This window comes from Streptomyces sp. NPDC102462 (assembly GCF_044765425.1).
GTDB lineage: Bacteria > Actinomycetota > Actinomycetes > Streptomycetales > Streptomycetaceae > Streptomyces.
Window position 1 is genome coordinate 1 of the sequence record NZ_JBIWKB010000081.1, and the last position, 18,263, is coordinate 18,263.

Consider the following 18,263-nt stretch of genomic DNA (forward strand, 5'->3'; position numbering starts at 1 on the left):
GGGTCCAGGGCCCGGCGGGTGGCGTCCCCGAACGGGTCCCGGCCCTGCCAGCCGACGGTCCACAGGCCGAAGGTGAACCTGTCCTCAGGGGTGGGGTTGAAGCGCTTCGACATGTGCGGCCCTTGCAGTCGTGCGGTCCGGCAGCGGCGCCGGAGAGGTTTGTTTGATGGGATGACTAATACGTCAAAACGGTGTCACCGCGCTAGCCCCCGGTGGCGCGTATCTCTTCATGGCTCGATGTGAAGTGATCAACCGGCTCGGTAATCATGCCTGCTCAATGGCTTGTGATACCGATCTGGGGCTCGTGGGCCGCATTTGTTTTGTGTACGATCAAATCCTGTGCGACGCTCCCGCGCACCCCCCGAAGCTCGCTGCTCCCCCGAGGAAGATCATGAAGTTCACCGATGGCTTCTGGCGCATTCGCGAAGGTGTACAGATCTCGTACGCCACCGAAGTGCGCGACGTACGCGCGGAAGCGAACCGCTTCACCGCCCATGCCGCGGTGCAGAAGGTGACGCGCAGGGGGGACACGCTGAACGCGCCCCTCATCACCACGGAGTGCTTCTCGCCCGCCGAGGGCGTGATCGGCGTCCGGATCACCCACCACAGCGGCACCCGGCGGCCGGGCCCGGACTTCGCCCTGGCCGGCCCGCCGGACGGCGCCGGCGCCGTCCGCCGGGAGGGCGCCGTCACGGAACTGGCCAGCGGACCGCTGACCCTGCGCCTGGACCGCTCCGCACCCTGGGCCCTGACCTTCCACGACGCCGACGGCCGCGAGTTGACCCGTGCGAACGCCAAGAGCACCGCGTTCGCCACCACCGCCGAGGGCGCCCACCACATGATCGGCCGGCTCGCGCTCGGGGTCGGCGAACAGGTCTACGGCCTCGGTGAACGCTTCACCCCGTTCGTGAAGAACGGCCAGGTCGTCGACGTCTGGCAGGCGGACGGCGGCACCAGCAGCGAACAGGCGTACAAGAACGTCCCGTTCTACCTCTCCTCACGCGGCTACGGCGTCTTCGTCAACCACCCGGGGAAGGTCTCCTTCGAGGTGGGCTCCGAGTCGGTCGGGCAGGTCCAGTTCAGCGTCGAGGACCAGACGCTGGAGTACTACGTCGTCGCCGGGCCCACCCCGAAGGACGTCCTCGCCCGCTACACGGCCCTCACCGGCCGCCCCGCGCTCCCGCCGGCCTGGTCCTTCGGCCTGTGGCTCACCACCTCGTTCACCACGTCCTACGACGAGCGGACGGTCATGTCGTTCGTCGACGGCATGGCCGAGCGCGGCATCCCGCTGTCCGTCTTCCACTTCGACTGCTTCTGGATGCGCGAGTACCAGTGGTGCGACTTCGCCTGGGACCCGGACGTCTTCCCCGACCCGGAGGGCATGCTCGCCCGGCTGAAGGAGAAGGGCCTGCGGATCAGCCTCTGGATCAACCCCTACATCGCCCAGAAGTCCCCGCTCTTCGACGAGGCGGCCCGGCTCGGGCACCTGGTGCGCCGGCCGGACGGCGACGTGTGGCAGTGGGACCTGTGGCAGGCCGGCATGGGTCTGGTGGACTTCACGAGCCCCGACGCCCGGGCCTGGTTCAAGGCGAAGCTCAAGCCGCTGCTCGACCAGGGCGTGGACTGTTTCAAGACCGATTTCGGCGAACGCATCCCCACCGACGTGGTCTGGCACGACGGCTCCGACCCGGAGCGGATGCACAACTACTACACGCACCTGTACAACCGGACCGTGTTCGAACTCCTCGAAGAGGAGCGCGGGCAGGGCGAGGCCGTGCTGTTCGCCCGGTCCGCGACCGCGGGCGGCCAGCAGTACCCGGTGCACTGGGGCGGCGACTGCTGGTCCTCCTTCGAGGCCATGGCCGAGTCCCTCAGGGGCGGTCTGTCGCTGTCCCTGAGCGGATTCGGCTTCTGGAGCCACGACATCGGCGGCTTCGAGGGCACGCCCGACGCGGCCGTGTTCAAGCGCTGGCTGGCCTTCGGGCTGCTGTCCTCGCACAGCCGCCTGCACGGCTCCTCGTCGTACCGGGTGCCGTGGGAGTTCGGCGACGAGGCGGTGGACGTCGCCCGCCGGTTCACCCGGCTCAAGCACCGGCTCATGCCCTATCTGTACGGGGCGGCCGTTCAGGCCCACCGCACCGGCGTCCCGATGATGCGCCCCATGGTGCTCGAATTCCCCGACGATCCGGCGTGCCGCCCCCTCGACCGCCAGTACCTGCTCGGCCCCGACCTCCTGGTCGCCCCTGTGTTCACCGAGGACGGCGAGGTGGAGGTCTACCTGCCCGAGGGTACCTGGACGCACCTGCTCACCGGCGAGCGGGTCACCGGCCCGGTGTGGCGCACCGAACGGCACGGCTACGACAGCCTGCCCCTGTACGTCCGCGAGGGCGCCGTGCTGCCCCTGGCCGGCGACGACAGCCGCCCCGACGGCGACTGGCTGGCGGAGCCGACTCTGCTCGTCCATCCCTCGGCCGCGCCCGGGTACGCCGCGACGGTCACCGTGCCCGATTTGGCGGGCGCGCCGGCCGCCGTGTTCCGTCTTGCGCGCGAGGGCGACCTGCTGCGGGTCACCGCGGAGGGCACCGACGCGCGGTTCACGGTGCGGGTGGCGGGCGGGGCGAGCGCGGCGGGGGCCGGCGAGGTGACCGTACCCCTGACCTGACCTGGGGGGCGCGTTCCGGTCGGTACCGGGCGGGAAGGCGAGGCATGGTGGAGGGGTGATCGCGCTCGCCGTCGTCTGTGCCGTCGCGGGGGCCGCCAGCAATGCCGTGGGGACGGCCTTCCAGCGCAAGGCCGCCTCCACGGTGTCGCGGGGCGGCGGCCTCGGGCTGATGATCGCCCTCGTGCGGCGGCCCGCCTGGTCGATCGGCATCGCCGGTGTCGCGGGCGCCGCGCTCTTCCAGGCCCTGGCCCTGGTCAACGGGCCCATGGCGCTGGTACAGCCGCTGTTCGTGCTGGAACTGCCGTTCGCTCTGCTGGTCATCGCGCCGCTGATGCACCGCAGGCTGCCCGCCGCCGGCTGGCGGGCCGTCGCGGGCATGGTCGGCGGGCTCGCCCTTGCCCTGGCCGCGGCGGCGCCCTCGGGCACCCGCAACGAGGCGGCCATGGCGCGCTGGCTGCCGGTGCTGGCCCTGACCCTGGGCGCGATGGCCCTCGCCGTCGTGCTGGCCCGTCCGGCGCGTTCCTCGCTGTTCCGGGCGGCGGCGCTGGCCACGGCCGCCGCGATCGGCAACGCCCTGACGGCCGCGCTGATGAAGTCGGCCACCGGCGTGCTCGCCGACTCGGGGTTCACCGCCTTCCTGCGCACCTGGCAGACCTACGGCTTCGCGCTGGCCGGCGTCGGCGCGATCGTGCTGCTGGAGAACTCCCTCCAGGCCGGCGCCCTGGTCGCCTCGCAGCCCGCGCTGACCATCGGTGACGCGACCGTGAGCCTGCTGCTGGGCGTGGCCCTGTTCGGCGAGGAGATCCGCACCGGCTGGTGGCTGCTCGCGGAGCTGGCGGGCGTCCTGCTGATCCTGTGGGGCGTGCTGCGGCTGACCCGGGTGGCGCCCCACCTGATCGACCTCAACCGCTGAGACGTTGCGCTCCGCCGGGCCGGGCCGTCCGTGGGTGCCGGTTGCGTCCGCACCCTGCGCTGCGCTCCGCGTCGGTGGCGGTTGTCGGTGGGGTGCGGGTGTGTTGTGGCTGGTCGCGCAGTTCCTCGCGCCCCTGAGGGGGCGGTTGTCGGTGGGGCGGTGTGGCGCCGTGGGTCGGTGGCGGTTGTCGGTCGGGTGCGGGTGTGTTGTGGCTGGTCGCGCAGTTCCTCGCGCCCCTGAGGGGGGCGGTTCTCGGCGGGGCGGTGTGGCACCGTCGGTGCGAGTGCACGCCCCCTGGAGTGGCGGCTGCGGGGCCGTCGGGCGCCGTGCCTGGGGCGCTACGTCTCACCATGTGTCCGCGGCATTTGACATTAGATCCTCTTATGGCAGATAAAGGGCATGCTTTGGCCACTCATTCGCGCAGCGTGATGTCCGCGGTGTGAGGCCGCCGTCCCTGCTACGAATGAGTCCGACCGTGTCCCAAGCCACCACCGACCAGCCCGCCACCGATGCCGTCGCGCGGTGGCACGCCTGGCGTGCCGACCGCCTGCGGGCCCTGACCGCGCCGACCGGGAACCTCGCGCTCGTCGAGACCCGCTGGCTCCCGGCCGGCGAGCGCCCGGACGCGGAGCGGGCCCGCGCCGGCCGGCCGGACACCGTGACCGTCACCACACTGAGCCGGACCGACCTCGTCACCGGTGAGCCCGAGCACGGCCTGCGGTTCTGGGACGCCGACGCGCCGGCCATCCGCCGCTTCGACCGGGTCGACACCTTCCCGTACGACCCCGCCTGGGTGCTGCACGCCAGCTACACGCCCGTGCCCGGCGCCCGCCGGATCCCCTTCGAGCACATCCGGGACAACGGCGGCACCCGCGACCTCGTCGTCCCCGGCGACATCACCCTCACCGTCGACGGCCGCGACTACACCCTCAGCGCCTTCGACGACGACGGCACCCTGCTGCTCGTCTTCGGTGACCCCACCAACGGGGACACCACCTACGGCGCCGGACGCTTCCTGTTCGTGCGGCGCACCGAGCACGACGACCGGGTGCTGCTCGACTTCAACCGTGCCTTCGTACCGCCCTGCGGATTCTCCGATCAGTACAACTGTCCGATGCCGCCCCGGCAGAACCGCTTCCACCTGCCCGTCGAGGCCGGTGAGAAGCGCCCCGTCTTCCGCGGCGGCGTCCCCGCACAGCACTGACCCGCAGCCCTCCCCGCACCGCAGCACGAAAGCGCACACCACGTGAACATCAAGAAGACCTCCCTGTACGGCACCGCGACCGCGGCCTCGCTCGCCCTCACGCTGACCGCCTGCGGCGGCTCCGGCTCCACGGGCAGCGCCTCCGGCGGCTCGTGGGACAAGAACGCCACCGTCAACATCGGCTCGCTCTACGAGCCGCAGAACCTCGACAACACCGCGGGCGGCGGCCAGGGTGTGACCGAAGCCCTCAACGGCAACGTCTACGAAGGGCTGTTCAGGCTCACCGACGACGGCAAGGTGGACAAGCTCCTTGCCCGCGACTACAAGGTCAGCGCCGACGGGCTCACCTACACCTTCACCCTGCGCGACGGCGTGAAGTTCCACAGCGGAAAGCAACTGACCAGCGGCGACGTCAAGTACAGCCTGGAGAAGGTCATCGCGGACGACTCCCAGTCCGCCCGCAAGAGCAACCTCGAGGTCATCAAGGACATCGCCACCCCCGACGCGCACACCGTCAAGGTCACGCTGTCGCAGCGGTCCATCTCCTTCGTCTACAACCTCTCCTACGTCTGGATCATCAACTCCCAGGCGAAGAACCTGAAGACGACCGAGGACGGCACCGGCCCCTACACGCTGGACAAGTGGACCCGGGGCTCCGCCCTCGGCCTGAACCGGTTCGCCGGCTACTGGGGCGGCGCCGCCAGCAACCAGAAGGTCGTCTTCCACTACTACAAGGACGCCACGGCGCTCAACAACGCCCTGCTGACCAACGCCGTCGACGTGGTCACGAGCGAACAGTCCCCGGACGCCCTCGACCAGTTCAAGAACAACCAGAACTACAAGGTCAACGACGGGAACTCCACCACCAAGCTGCTGCTCGCCTTCAACGACAAGGCCAAGCCCTTCACCGACGCCAAGGTCCGCCAGGCCGTCTCCGCCGCCATCGACGACAAGAAGCTCCTGGAATCGGTCTGGGGCGGCTACGGCAAGCTCATCGGCTCGATGGTGCCGCCCACCGACCCCTGGTACGAGGACCTGACCAAGGTCAACGCCTACGACCCGGCCCGCGCCAAGAAGCTGCTCGCCGACGCCGGCTACGCCAAGGGCTTCAAGTTCACCCTCGACACCCCGAACTACGACCCGCACCCCACCGCCGCGACCTTCATCAAGTCCGAACTCGCCAAGGTCGGCATCACCGTCACGATCAACACGATCACCCCGGACGAGTGGTACACCAAGGTCTACAAGAACCACGACTTCACGGCCACGCTCCAGGAACACGTCAACGACCGCGACCTCGTCTGGTACGGCAACCCCGACTTCTACTGGGGCTACGACAACAAGCAGGTCACGCAGTGGGTGCGGCAGGCCGAGGAGGCCCGGACCACCGCCGAGCAGACCGAACTGCTGAAGAAGGTCAACCGCAGGACCGCCGAGGACGCGGCCAGCGACTGGCTGTACCTGTACCCGCAGATCGTCGTCGCGAGCAGCAAGCTGTCCGGCTACCCGCTCAACGGCCTCAACTCGCAGTTCTACGCCTACGACATCAAGAAGAAGGGCTGATGGCGCGCTACCTGCTGCGCCGCCTGGTCTTCCTCGCGGTGTCGCTGGCCCTGGCCAGTGTGGTGCTGTTCGTGCTGCTGCGCATGCTGCCCGGCGATCCGGCCAACGCGCTCACCTCGGTGGGCGCGAGCCCCGAGCAGATCGCCGCGGCCCGCCACTCCATCGGCTCCGACCGGCCGCTGCCCGAGCAGTTCACCCACTGGCTCGGGCAGTTGGCGAGCGGCGACCTCGGCACCTCCTTCGTCAGCTCGCTGCCCGTCGGACCCGAGGTCTCCGCCCGGCTGGACGTCACCGTGCCGCTCACCCTCGCGGCCTTCGTGCTGGCCGTCCTCATCGCCGTGCCCGCCGGGTTCCTCGCCGCCCACAAGCGGCACACCTGGTACGGCGCGCTGCTCAGCGGGGTCTCCCAACTGGGCATCGCCATCCCGGTGTTCTGGCTCGGCATGATCTTCATCGCCGTGTTCGCGCTGAACGCGGGCTGGCTGCCCGCCGGCGGTTTCCCGCAGGACGGCTGGTCCGCCCCCGCGGACGCGATCCGCTCGCTGGTGCTGCCGGTGCTCACCATCGCGCTGGTGATGAGCGCGTCCCTGATCCGCTACGTCCGCTCCGCCACCCTCGACGTGCTGGGCAGCGATCATCTGCGCACCGCCCGCGCCCTGGGCTCCTCCTTCGGGCGGGCGATGTGGCGGCACGGGCTGCGCAACGCCGCCGTACCGGTGATCTCCGTGCTCGGCATCGAACTCGCCTCGACCCTGCTGGGCGCGGTCGTCGTCGAGTCCGTGTACGCGCTGCCCGGCCTCGGCTCGATGCTCGCCACCGGCATCGCCCAGCACGACTACCCGGTCATCCAGGGCGTGCTGTTCGTCTCCACCCTCGCCGTGCTGCTCATCGGCTTCGTCGCCGACCTGGTCCAGCGGATCATCGACCCGCGGCTGCGCGACCGACTGACGGGAGCCGCCCGATGACCGGAACCGACGTGCTCGAACCGGTGCGGCCCACGAGCGCCGCACGCGCCGGGCGGCGGGCCCGCGGCTCCGCCACGCTCGTCGTCGGCTGCGTGCTCGCGGGCGCCATCGCCCTGCTCGCCCTGGTCTCCCTGTTCTGGCTGCCGTACCCGGCCGACGACACCTCCGGCGGGCGGCTCACCGGCCCCGGCGGCGACCATCTGCTCGGCACCGACAAGCTCGGCCGGGACCTGTTCACCCAGGTGATGACCGGCTCCCGGATCGCCGTCGAGGCGGGCCTCGGCTCGGTGCTCATCGCCGCCGTGATCGGCGTCACCCTGGGGCTGCTCGCCGCGTTCGCACAGGGCTGGCTCGACGACACGCTCTCGGCGTTCCTCGACATCCTCATCGCCTTCCCGACCCTGCTGCTCGCGATGCTCATCGTGGCCGCACGCTCGGCCACCCTCGGCTCCGCGGTCCTCGCGATCGGGCTGGCGCAGAGCGCCGTCGTCGCCCGGCTGGTGCGCATCCTCGCCAAGCGGGTCCTGGCACAGGACTACATCACCGCCGCGCGCACCTCCGGCACGTCCTGGCCGCGCACCGTGCTCGGCCACGTCCTGCCCAACATCTGGCCCACCCTGGTGGTCAACCTGGCCCTCCAGTTCGGGCTCGCCGTGCTCGCCGAGGCCGGACTGTCCTACCTGGGCCTCGGCGCGCCGCCGCCCAACGCCTCGTGGGGCCGCATGCTCCAGGAGGCGCAGGCCACCTTCACCACCGCACCCGCCGGCGCGCTGGCCCCCGGCATCCTGCTCGTGCTGCTCGTGATCGGCGTCAACCTCGTCGCCGACGGCCTGCGCGACACCCTCGACCCGGCGACCCGCCGGAGGCGCACATGACCCTCCTCGACGTGCGTGGCCTGACCGTCCGCACCGGCGACGGCCGGACCCTGGTCGACGACCTGTCCTTCCGCGTGGCGAGCGGCGAACGGCTGGGCCTCATCGGCGAGTCCGGCTCCGGCAAGTCGCTCACGACGCTCGCGGTGCTCGGCCTGCTGCCCGAGGGCATGACCGCAACCGGCAGCGTGGAACTGGCCGGCACCCAGATCGTCGGCGCGAGCGAGAAGCGGCTGACCGCCGTGCGCGGCCGGGACGCCGCCGTCGTCTTCCAGGAGCCGCTGACCGCGCTCGACCCGCTGATGCGGGTGGGCCGCCAGGTCGCCGAACCCCTCGGCAGACGCACCGGTCTGAAGGGCGCCGCCCTGCGGGAGGCCGTACGGGAGGCGCTGGCCCAGGTGCGGCTGCCCGAACCGGAGCGTATCGCGCGCGCCTTCCCGCACGAGATCTCCGGCGGGCAGCGGCAGCGCGTCGCCCTGGCGATGGCCCTGGCGTGCGCGCCCCGGCTGCTGATCGCCGACGAGCCGACCACCGCCCTCGACGTGTCCGTGCAGGCCGAGATGCTGGATCTGATCGACACCCTGGTCCGGGAACGGGAGATGGCGGTGCTGTTCGTCAGCCACGACCTCGCCGTCGTCGCCCGGGTGACCGACCGGGCCCTGGTGCTGCGGGACGGCCGGGCCGTCGAGCAGGGCCCGGTCCGCGAACTCGTCCGCGCCCCGCGCGAGCACTACACCAGGGACCTCGTGACCAGCGCCCGGAAACTGGAGTCCGCCCTGGACCTGAGGAGCCCGCGGTGACGCCCGTACTGGAACTGAGCAACGTGGCGCTGCGTCACCGGGGCAGCGCCGCCGACACCGTGCGGGACGTCTCCCTCGCCGTCGAGGCCGGGCACAGCCTCGCCCTGGTCGGCGAGTCCGGGGCGGGCAAGACGACCCTGCTGCGGCTGCTGCTCGGCCTGTCCCGGCCCACCGCGGGCGGCGTACGCTTCGACGGCGCCGAGTTGTCCCCGCGCGACCGGGCGCAGATGCGCCGCTTCCGGCGCAGCGTGCAGTGCGTCTTCCAGGACCCCTACTCCTCCCTTGACCCGCGCCGGCGCGTCGCCGCCATCGTGGCCGAACCGCTGCGCTCCCTGGGCATCGACACCAGGGCCGGTGCGGCGCCGAAGGTGGCCGCGGCCCTGGAGCGGGTCGGCCTGCCCGCCGACGCGGCGGACCGCTATCCGCACGAGTTCTCCGGCGGGCAGCGCCAGCGCATCGCCATCGCCCGGGCCACGGTGTGCGGGCCGCGCGTCCTGCTCGCCGACGAACCCGTCAGCGCGCTCGACGTCACCACCCGGGTGAAGGTCGTCGACCTGCTCGCCGAGTTGCAGCGGGAGCAGGGGCTGACGCTCGTGATGGTCTCCCACGACCTGTCGGTCGTCGCCTCCCTGTGTGAGCGCACCGCCGTGCTGGACCGCGGCCGCATCGTCGAACAGGGCGACACCGCACGGGTACTGGGTGCCCCGGCGCACCCGTACACCCGCAAACTGATTGAGAGCGTGCCCCGCCTCCCCACCTGACACCCAGGAGTCGGCACACCACCGCAAGACCGCCCGCCCAGAATGCGCGCCGCCCCGGGCGGCCCGGGCACGCGGCCGATCCCGTGTAGCGCGTGGAAGACGCCGAGGTCGGCGGGCCGCCGCACGCGCGGGGGCGTTTGATGGCGCCGCTGTCGGCGGCGTCCGAGGAGCCCACGTACCCTCGGCTCCAAGGCCGCGTTGCCGGCGCCCACAGCGCTGCGGGTCGGTTTCGCCCGGGACGCCACTCGGCTTGCCTGCCCGTACTGCGCACACGCGTCTGCGCGCACCTTCCGGCCGCACATGATGCGCGTCGCCCCGGCGGCCTGGCCACGTCGGCGATCCCGCGTGGCGCGTGGAAGACGCCGCGGTCGGCGGGCCGCCGCATGCGCGGGGGCGGTTGACGGTGCCGCTGCCGGTGGCGCCCGGTGTCGCGGCGCGTGCTCTACGCCGTACGACACGCGGCACGGCCGTCGGTCTTCAGGGCATCGCCCGGTGGGGGCTCACTCGGTGGGGTGGGGGGTTCTCAGGTGCATTGATCGCAGTGCCGCTTCGAGGGCGAAGCGATGGTCGGGGTCGGTGAGGCGGTCGCCGAGCCGGGCGTCCAGGTTGCGCAGGCGGTAGCGCACCGTCTGGGCGTGCACGCCCAGCATCTCGCCGACCTGCTCCGCGGGCGCCCGGGTGGAGATGTGCACGCGCAGGGTCTCCATGAGCCGGCCGCGGCGGCTGCTCGGCAGCCCGTCGAGCGGCGCCAGTTCCCTGGCCGCCAGATGGGACACGAGCGGCGGGTCCGACAGCAGCCACAGCGTCACCAGGTGCTCCTCGCAGCGGGTCAGCGGCGCGTCGGCCACGACACCCTCGTCGATCAGCTGGAGCACGCGGCGCGCCCAGCGGATGGAGTCGGCCGCCTGCGCGAGCGGCACCGTCAGGCCCGCGACGGCGTGCGTGCCCGACAGTGCCGCGTCGAGCATGGCGAGCCGGTCCGGGGTCAGGGCCCCCGGGATGAGCAGATGCGGCTGCGGAATGTCCAGGTCCGCGAGGACGTCACCGGCCAGCCCCGCCTCCAGATGGTCGGGCGCGGGCGACCGCAGGGCGACCAGGGTGACCTCGGCGGGCAGCGGCCAGGCCGCCGCCTCGCACAGCCCGGACACGGTCGCCTGCGGCAGCGGCGGCGCGGCCAGGATCAGATGCAGCAACTGTCTTCGCACCGCCGAGACTTCGGACGAGGCCCGCGACTGCACCTCCACATAGCCCTCGCGGGACAGCGCCTCCAACTCCTCGACATAGGCGAACAGGGCGTCGGCGAAGGCGAGGATGACGGTGGGCGACAGGTTGTACTGGCGGCCCACGGCCTTGGCACGGCGCAGGGCGATGCGCGCGCCCAGCCGGTAGGCCCCCTGAAGGGTGTCCAACTCCCTGCCCTCATAGGCCTCCACGCGCCCGAACTTGCGTAACAGCTCGTCGCGCAGCGCCGAGTCCTTGCCCGGTTCGGCGACACGGTCCACGAACGCGGCCAGGGCCTCCTCGACGCCCTGCCGGATGGCGTCGGCGTTGGGGCCGTTGAGCAGTCGGCCGTACACGGGATAGGCGCGGGTGACCTCGATGCGTATTTCCTTCATGAGGCCGGGCAACTCCGGCCGCATGAAGGCCGCGAACTCCCTGGGCAGGGGTTCGAGGGGTTCCCCGACCTGCGGCGACCGTACGGTTGAAGGCATGGCTGGTCGTCCCTTGCTCTTCGACGCGCCCGGTGGGGGGAGACCGGCCGGGTGCCCCCGCTGGACCGAGGGGGACACCCGGCCGGCCCTCAGGTGCATACCTGTCTTGGGCTGCTGAAGCTAAATCAAGTTTCACGCGCCGTACACAGGCCGTGCACGGTTTGCCGCAGCGAGACGGGATCGGACTGCCGGGACGGCTGATAATCGCCTGTGTACGGCGCTCACTTGACGGCGGAGTTCCAGTTGCGCGCGAGGATCTTGCCGGCGTCGGGGGCGACGGTGCCGGGTGCCGTCAGACCGGTGAGGTAGGTCTGGGTGTCGTTGAGCGTGAGGCTGTTCTTCCCGGCGGCGGACGGTAGCCCGGTCTTGAGGTTGACCGCCGCGTCGACCAGGCCGATGCCAAGACCGCAGCCGCTGGCGCCGGGCACCGCGAAGCTGCTGTCCTTCTGGGTGGCCCCGGTGAGGCCGATCCGGCTCATCTCGCCGTCGTCCGCGAGGGTGCCGTCACCCTTGAAGAACGACAGTCCGAACGTGGGGTAGGTGAGGTTCTTCGGCCGCAGCACGATCGGGTTGGACTTGGTGCCGATGTAGCAGTTGCTGCCGAGGAACGGGTTCTCCAGGTGGATGCGGACCGGCAGGGCGACGATGGGCAGGTCGGTGAGGACGCCCGCGTTCTGGTCGAAGTCGGAGGGTGTGCCGACGGACTCCACGGTCGCCGTGATCTTGTTGAGCGTGCTGTTGGCGAGCTGTTCGCAGATGGCCGTGATCGCGGGGACGTTGCTCGGACACATCAGGCCGAGCAGCCCGCCGGGCACGGACGCGGAGTCGGCGATGACCGCGCCGTCGGCCGGGGCCACCACCGTGCTGGTGCCGTCCGAGTTCTGCACGACGCCCATCTGGAGGTTGGTCCGGCCCGTCACCACGGTGGTGTTGCCGAGCGTGATGGAGCCGTTCGGCGAGCTGGAGACCACGCACTGCGGCGTCCTGGCCAGGCCGTCCGCGCCGAGCATGGCCGGAGCGTTCACCGGGCAGCGGGTGAACGGCGCCCACTCGCCGTGCAGTTGGGCCGTGGCGGCGGTCGCGGTGCCCATCGAGGCGAAGGCGCCGAGCGCGGTGCCCAGCGCGGTGACGGTGGTGGCGAGTCTGGCGCCGAGCGGGAACCGGTTCATGAGGTGGCCTTCCGTGAGGGGTACGGGCTGGGGCGGGACTCAGCGTTCGGGAACGGGAATCTTGAGGGGCTGCAGATCCGTGGTGCACTCCTCGGGGTTCGGCACGTCGGCCGCCACGTAACAGGTCTGGCCCTGTATCTGCTTGACGTAGTTGCCGGAGCCGGAGACCGCGGCCGTCAGCAGGCGGTCGACCCGCTCGCCGCCCGCCCCGCAGCCGGTGAAGGCGGGGATGCTCACCTCGCCGGTCAGCGGTCCGCCGGACAGCAGCAGATAGCCGGTGGCCGGCTCGCCCGTGACCTGCTCACCCCGGCCGTGCAGCACCAGATGGTCGCCGGGGTGGTGCGCGGGATCCGGTTCGGGGGAGGCGAGGGGCTTCTCGGTGCGGCAGCCCGGCCCCACGTCCAGCGGTGTCCCGTTGACCGTGAGCGAGAGGACCCGGAGCACCAGCGGCACCCGGACATAGGTGTCGGTGCTGGTGAACACGAAGTCGGTGGCGCCGAGCGAGTCGATGGTCAGCGGTCCGGCCTGCTCCAGCACCATGGTGGCCGTCGTCGGGGTGAAGCCGAACGCGAGGAAGGTGGCCTCGAACGGAAGCGACCAGGCGCGGCCCCCGTTGTACAGGTCGCCCGTGGAGTGCTGCTTGATGGTGCCGCCGCTGAAGTCCGGGTAGAACTCGAACTCCGGCTCGCCCTGCTCGATCAGTGTGCAGGTCAGCGGGATCAGCGCGGCACCCTTCAGCTTCCGGACGTTGGCGTAGCCGGTGATGTACGCGTTGAGCGACATCGGGCCCGCCGGATACCCGGCGTCGTACCGGCACGGCGGCGCGTCGGGCCGTGCCCCCGTGCCGCCCGGGGTGTCCCCGCCGACCCTGGGGGCCCGCTCCCGCTGCCGGTCCGCCGGTTCGCCGTCCTGCCGGGACGGTGTGGCGGACGGAGCGGGCGACGCGGACGGCGAGCCGTCCGGCCCGCCGGGGTCCGGGCCGACCGGGACGGCGGCCAGCAGGCCGTCGTTCGGTGCGTCCTCGGCGAGCGTGCACGCGACGGTGAGCGCGGCGGGCTCGGTGGCGTCGTCGTCCGCCGCGCCGAGCGCCAGGTCCACCGCGAAGTCCGCGGCGGACAGGGTCAGTTCGCCGGCGCTCTGCCCGGTCACCGTCGGCACGTCGCCGGTCGCGGTGAGCGTCAGCGGCCCGGCCGCCGGGAGGACCACCGGCTCGGCGGTGCCGCGCCAGGTCGCCTCGGCGGTGGCGTCGTTCTGCGCGACGGCGACGGTGAGCCGGGTCTCGGCGGCCCGCACACCCGGCGCTCCGGTCGCGGCGAGGTCGGCCACCGCCTGCTCCGGGAACTCCACGGTGGTGGTGACGTCCGCGGGCCGGATCGGCTCGCCCGTCGCCACCCGGTCGGGAAAGGCCGCCGAGATCCGTACCGTCGCGGGCCGCTGCCCGGACGGAAACGTGCACACATAGGGGAGTTCGGTGTCGACCTCCCGTGTGCCCGCGGCGACGGCCGCGGCCGGGACGGTGGCGGCCAGCACCACGAACGCGGCGATCGTCGCGCCGCGGGCGCGGGCACGGGACCGCCGCCGCACGGCGGCACGGGGACCTCTCATCGACTGCTCCGCTCGGATCGTTCGCCGGCCCGGGGGACGGCGGTGGCGGCCGGCGGTCGCCGGCCGGGCGCGGACAGCCCGCGTGCGCCCGGCCGGTACCTCCGGCCGGGCGGGCGCGAGCGGCACCTGCCTTACGGGTTGGAGCCGACGATCGTCGGGATGGTGCTGGTGCCGCTCACCTTGACGGCGTAGTTGCCCTTGAAGGTGGGCTTCGTGGACGTCGTGACCACGGTGCCGCAGCCGCTGGCCGAGGCGACGGACAGATCACCGGAGACGCTGTTGACCGCGAGGATCCCGGTGGAGTTGGTGTAGGTCGCGCTCGCCTTGCCCGTCACCGTGAACACACAGGCGCCCGCGGTCACCTTGGCGTTGACGTTGCCGACGTAGCCGGTGGTGACACCCGCGTTGTAGTCCTGGCCGACGACCGTCCACGGGACGGTCGCGATGGTCGTGACATTGCCTAGGACGCTGGTGCACGGCGCGCTGCCGCTGCCGAAGGTGACGGCGGAGATGGAGGCGACGGTCGCCGGGTTGCCGGTGGTGCTCTGCATGGTGCCCGACGCGGCCGACGTCGTACACGTCATCGGGATGTTGGCGGTCAGCACGATGTTGCCGCTGTTGGTCGCCGTGTAGTTGGCCGGTGACGGGGTCACGGTCCACACCGTGGAGGGCACCGCGGAGGCGGGGGCGACGGCCATGCCGAACGCGGCCGACGCCGCGCCCAGGACGAGGGCGGTCCGTGTGATGGGTTTCTTCATGACTCTGGGACTCTCCTTGTGGATTGACCGGCAGAGGAGGGCCGCTACGGAAGCGGACGGAGAACGGGACCGGGCGGCCCGCGGCTCGGAAAACCTCGACCGCGGGCACCGACGTTACTTGCCGGAAACTTGGCCGAACAATGCCATCGCCCATGATTCTTTGAAGAGGGGAATTGTCTGTCCGCCGGGTGAGCACTCCATGCCTCCGCTTAGTCATCGGATGCTAAGCGCAAGGCCGCGGGACGGCTGCGGCGTGCCGTACCCGTGCTGCTCACCGAATGACAAGAACGGGGCCGTTTTTTGTCTCCGTGCTGACAGGTTCCGGGCGGTCGGCCGGAAACTCGCACAAAACTCGGAACCCGCTCTTGCCCGCTGAGGTTACTCGGTCGTAACGTGCCGGGTGCCGTGCCGATCTCCAGGTGGGTGGCCCCCGCCGGCCGTCGGCGCGGCGGACGATGTACGGCCCTCGCCCGCCCCGCGGGGCGTACGTCCGCCGGCCGGGCCCCGTCGGTCCCGTCCCCTGGCGGGCGCGTCGCCCCGCCCTGTGCCGGCGAGACAAGTACGCGACCGGACTTTGTCTGCGCGGTGACAAAGACGGGGGGAGCCGCGGGAATCCGGCGCCCCACCTGTTGTCAGTCGACCGCGCACCGCTTTAACGTGCGCTCCGCGGTGCACGCCGAACCGTTCCTGTCGGAGGTGATATGGGAATCGAAGTGGTCGTCGAGGGCCTGACCAAGTCCTTCGGCGGGCAGAACATCTGGCAGGATGTGACCCTCACCCTGCCGGCCGGAGAAGTCAGTGTCATGCTCGGCCCGTCCGGCACCGGAAAGACCGTCTTCCTGAAGTCGCTCATCGGACTGCTCAAACCGGAACAAGGCCGTGTCCTCATCAATGGGGTGGACATGGTGAACAGCCCGGAACGCGACATATTCGAGACCCGGAAACTCTTCGGGCTCATGTTCCAGGACGGCGCCCTTTTCGGCTCGATGTCCCTCTTCGACAACATCGCCTTTCCGCTGCGTGAGCACACCCGCAAGAAGGAGTCCGAGATCCGCCGCATCGTCATGGAGCGGATCGAGGTCGTCGGCCTGCTCGGCGCCGAGGGCAAACTGCCGGGCGAGATCAGCGGCGGCATGCGCAAACGGGCCGGCCTCGCCCGCGCCCTCGTGCTCGACCCGCAGATCATCCTGTGCGACGAACCCGACTCCGGACTCGACCCCGTACGCACCGCCTACATATCGCAGTTGCTGATCGACCTGAACGCACAGCTCGACGCGACGATGCTGATCGTCACCCACAACCTCGACATCGCCGCCACCGTCCCCGACAACATGGGCATGCTCTTCCTGCGCAGGCTGGTCACCTTCGGCCCCCGCGAGGTGCTGCTCACCAGCGAGGAACCCGCCGTCGCCCAGTTCCTCGGCGGGCGCCGCGAGGGGCCCATCGGCATGTCGGAGGAGAAGGACGCCGCCACCCTCGCCGCGGAGGCCGCCGACACCCGCCCGGCGCCGCCGGCCGTGCCCCGCCGGATCGTCCCGCAGCTGGAGCCGACCCCCGGACTCCCGCCCCGCCGCGCCGTCGCCCGGCGCCGGGAGCGGGTCCTCGGCATGCTCGACCAACTGCCGCCCGCAGCCCGCGCGGCCATCGAGCGCACCTACGCCACGGCCGCGACCGCGCCCGCCACCACCGCCGGGAGCGGCACATGATGCTGGGAGCGCTGCGGCAGACCGGACGGCTCTTCGCGCTCGCCGCGGAGGTCGGCCGGGCCATCTTCAAACGGCCCTTCCAGTTCCGGGAGTTCGTCGAGCAGTTCTGGTTCATCGCGAGCGTCACCATCCTGCCCGCCGCCCTCGTCTCCATCCCCTTCGGCGCTGTGATCGCCCTTCAGGTCGGCTCACTCACAAGGCAGTTGGGCGCCCAGTCGTTCACCGGCGGGGCCAGCGTGCTCGCCGTGGTGCAGCAGGCGAGCCCGCTGATCGTCGCCCTGCTGATCGCCGGCGCCGGCGGCTCCGCCATCTGCGCCGACCTCGGCTCCCGCGCGATCCGCGAGGAACTGGACGCGATGCGGGTCATGGGCGTCTCACCGGTGCAGCGCCTGGTCGTGCCGCGGGTGCTGGCCGCGATGGGTGTGGCCGTCCTGCTCAACGGCCTGGTCTCGGTGGTCGGCATCCTCGGCGGCTACTTCTTCAACGTCTTCCTCCAGGACGGCACCCCCGGCGCCTATCTGTCCAGCTTCTCCGCGCTCGCCCAGCTGCCCGACCTCTACATCAGCGAACTCAAGGCCCTCGTCTTCGGATTCATCGCGGGCATCGTCGCCGCCTACCGAGGGCTGAACCCCCGCGGCGGCCCGAAGGGCGTCGGCGACGCCGTCAACCAGTCCGTCGTCATCACCTTCCTGCTGCTGTTCTTCGTCAACATGGTGATGACCGGCGTCTACCTCCAACTCGTCCCGCCGAAGGGAGGCTGAGACAGGTGGCCTCCCCGCTCGTCTGGCTCGACCGCTCCGGCGACCAACTGCTCTTCTACGTCCGCTCCCTGCTGTGGGTGCCGCGCACCCTGCGCCGCTACCTCAAGGAGGTGCAGCGGCTGCTCGCCGAGGTCGTCTTCGGCACCGGCGGCCTCGGCGTGATCGGCGGCACCATCGGCGTGATGATCGCGATGACCCTGTTCACCGGGACCGTCGTGGGCCTGCAGGGATACGCGGCGCTCGACCAGATCGGCACCGCCGCGTTCACCGGGTTCGTCTCCGCGTACTTCAACACCCGGGAGATCGCCCCGCTCGTCGCCGGACTCGCCCTGTCCGCGACCGTCGGCGCCGGCTTCACCGCCCAGCTCGGTGCCATGCGCATCAACGAGGAGGTCGACGCCCTGGAGGGCATGGGCATCCGCTCCCTGCCCTATCTGGTCACCACCCGCATCATCGCCGGCGTGGTCGCGATCGTCCCGCTGTACGCGATCGGGCTGCTCTCCTCCTACCTGGCGTCCCGCTACGTCACCGTCCTGTTCAACGGCCAGTCCCGGGGCACCTACGACCACTACTTCAACCTGTTCCTGTCACCCACGGACGTCCTGCTGTCCGTACTGAAGGTGCTCGTCTTCAGCGTGATGGTGATCGTCGCGCACTGCTACTACGGCTACCGCGCATCCGGCGGCCCGGCCGGCGTCGGCGTCGCCGTGGGCCGTTCGGTGCGCAACGCCATCGTGCTGATCAGCCTCACCGACTTCTTCCTGTCGCTCGCCCTGTGGGGCGCCACCACGACGGTGAAGGTGGCCGGGTGA

Annotated in this window: 15 protein-coding genes; 11 read left to right on the forward strand and 4 right to left on the reverse strand. The window is 71.3% G+C overall.

The genetic code is table 11. The features are described from left to right. Nucleotides 1–391 precede the first annotated feature (391 nt). The 8 genes from yicI to ACIRFL_RS39535 all read left to right on the forward strand — a co-directional run bounded on the left by yicI (nt 392) and on the right by ACIRFL_RS39535 (nt 9,740). Nucleotides 392–2,662, forward strand: coding sequence for an alpha-xylosidase (yicI, locus tag ACIRFL_RS39500; protein ID WP_404039179.1), 2,271 nt, complete (start codon nt 392–394; stop codon nt 2,660–2,662). 55 nt (nt 2,663–2,717) lie between these two features. Then, complete coding sequence (locus tag ACIRFL_RS39505) at nt 2,718–3,575, forward strand: DMT family transporter (RefSeq protein ID WP_404039182.1); 858 nt, start codon at nt 2,718–2,720, stop codon at nt 3,573–3,575. A gap of 463 nt (nt 3,576–4,038) precedes the next feature. Beyond that, entirely contained in the window at nt 4,039–4,779 is a 741-nt protein-coding gene (locus ACIRFL_RS39510) for a DUF1684 domain-containing protein (RefSeq protein WP_404039185.1), read from the forward strand. Between the two features lie 42 nt (nt 4,780–4,821). Next, nucleotides 4,822–6,342, forward strand: coding sequence for an ABC transporter substrate-binding protein (locus ACIRFL_RS39515; protein WP_404039188.1), 1,521 nt, complete (start codon nt 4,822–4,824; stop codon nt 6,340–6,342). Beyond that, nucleotides 6,342–7,307 carry an ABC transporter permease gene (locus tag ACIRFL_RS39520; RefSeq protein WP_404039191.1) on the forward strand — a complete coding sequence of 322 codons (966 nt, stop codon included), beginning with the start codon at nt 6,342–6,344 and terminating at the stop codon, nt 7,305–7,307. Before ACIRFL_RS39515 ends, ACIRFL_RS39520 begins: the two co-directional genes overlap by 1 nt. Continuing rightward, nucleotides 7,304–8,182 (forward strand): ABC transporter permease, encoded by an 879-nt coding sequence (locus ACIRFL_RS39525; protein WP_404039193.1) that lies wholly within the window; start codon nt 7,304–7,306, stop codon nt 8,180–8,182. The genes ACIRFL_RS39520 and ACIRFL_RS39525 overlap by 4 nt, the downstream gene beginning before the upstream one ends. Then, nucleotides 8,179–8,979, forward strand: a complete 801-nt coding sequence (locus ACIRFL_RS39530) for an ATP-binding cassette domain-containing protein (protein ID WP_404039196.1) — start codon at nt 8,179–8,181, stop codon at nt 8,977–8,979. Before ACIRFL_RS39525 ends, ACIRFL_RS39530 begins: the two co-directional genes overlap by 4 nt. After that, nucleotides 8,976–9,740, forward strand: a complete 765-nt coding sequence (locus ACIRFL_RS39535; RefSeq protein WP_404039198.1) for an ABC transporter ATP-binding protein — start codon at nt 8,976–8,978, stop codon at nt 9,738–9,740. Before ACIRFL_RS39530 ends, ACIRFL_RS39535 begins: the two co-directional genes overlap by 4 nt. A 500-nt stretch (nt 9,741–10,240) precedes the next feature. On the opposite strand, the gene ACIRFL_RS39540 is transcribed toward ACIRFL_RS39535, so the two are convergent. The 4 genes from ACIRFL_RS39540 to ACIRFL_RS39555 all read right to left on the reverse strand — a co-directional run bounded on the left by ACIRFL_RS39540 (nt 10,241) and on the right by ACIRFL_RS39555 (nt 14,984). Next, nucleotides 10,241–11,452 (reverse strand): helix-turn-helix domain-containing protein, encoded by a 1,212-nt coding sequence (locus tag ACIRFL_RS39540; RefSeq protein WP_404039201.1) that lies wholly within the window; start codon nt 11,450–11,452, stop codon nt 10,241–10,243. Nucleotides 11,453–11,673: 221 nt separating this feature from the next. Next, nucleotides 11,674–12,621: a hypothetical protein gene (locus ACIRFL_RS39545; RefSeq protein ID WP_404039204.1), complete on the reverse strand. Its 948-nt coding sequence runs from the start codon at nt 12,619–12,621 to the stop codon at nt 11,674–11,676. A gap of 39 nt (nt 12,622–12,660) precedes the next feature. Beyond that, nucleotides 12,661–14,226: a DUF6801 domain-containing protein gene (locus tag ACIRFL_RS39550; RefSeq protein ID WP_404039206.1), complete on the reverse strand. Its 1,566-nt coding sequence runs from the start codon at nt 14,224–14,226 to the stop codon at nt 12,661–12,663. 131 nt (nt 14,227–14,357) lie between these two features. Next, nucleotides 14,358–14,984 carry a hypothetical protein gene (locus tag ACIRFL_RS39555; protein ID WP_404039209.1) on the reverse strand — a complete coding sequence of 209 codons (627 nt, stop codon included), beginning with the start codon at nt 14,982–14,984 and terminating at the stop codon, nt 14,358–14,360. 701 nt (nt 14,985–15,685) lie between these two features. Here ACIRFL_RS39555 and ACIRFL_RS39560 point away from each other — a divergent pair. Genes ACIRFL_RS39560 through ACIRFL_RS39570 form a run of 3 tightly spaced genes read left to right on the forward strand, consistent with a single transcriptional unit; the run spans nt 15,686 to nt 18,263 of the window. Then, nucleotides 15,686–16,690, forward strand: coding sequence for an ABC transporter ATP-binding protein (locus ACIRFL_RS39560; RefSeq protein ID WP_404039211.1), 1,005 nt, complete (start codon nt 15,686–15,688; stop codon nt 16,688–16,690). Continuing rightward, the gene (locus tag ACIRFL_RS39565; RefSeq protein WP_404039214.1) at nt 16,687–17,451 is read left to right on the forward strand and encodes an MlaE family ABC transporter permease; all 765 of its coding nucleotides are present in this window, start codon (nt 16,687–16,689) and stop codon (nt 17,449–17,451) included. Before ACIRFL_RS39560 ends, ACIRFL_RS39565 begins: the two co-directional genes overlap by 4 nt. 5 nt (nt 17,452–17,456) lie before the next feature. Next, nucleotides 17,457–18,263, forward strand: a complete 807-nt coding sequence (locus ACIRFL_RS39570) for an MlaE family ABC transporter permease (RefSeq protein ID WP_404039217.1) — start codon at nt 17,457–17,459, stop codon at nt 18,261–18,263.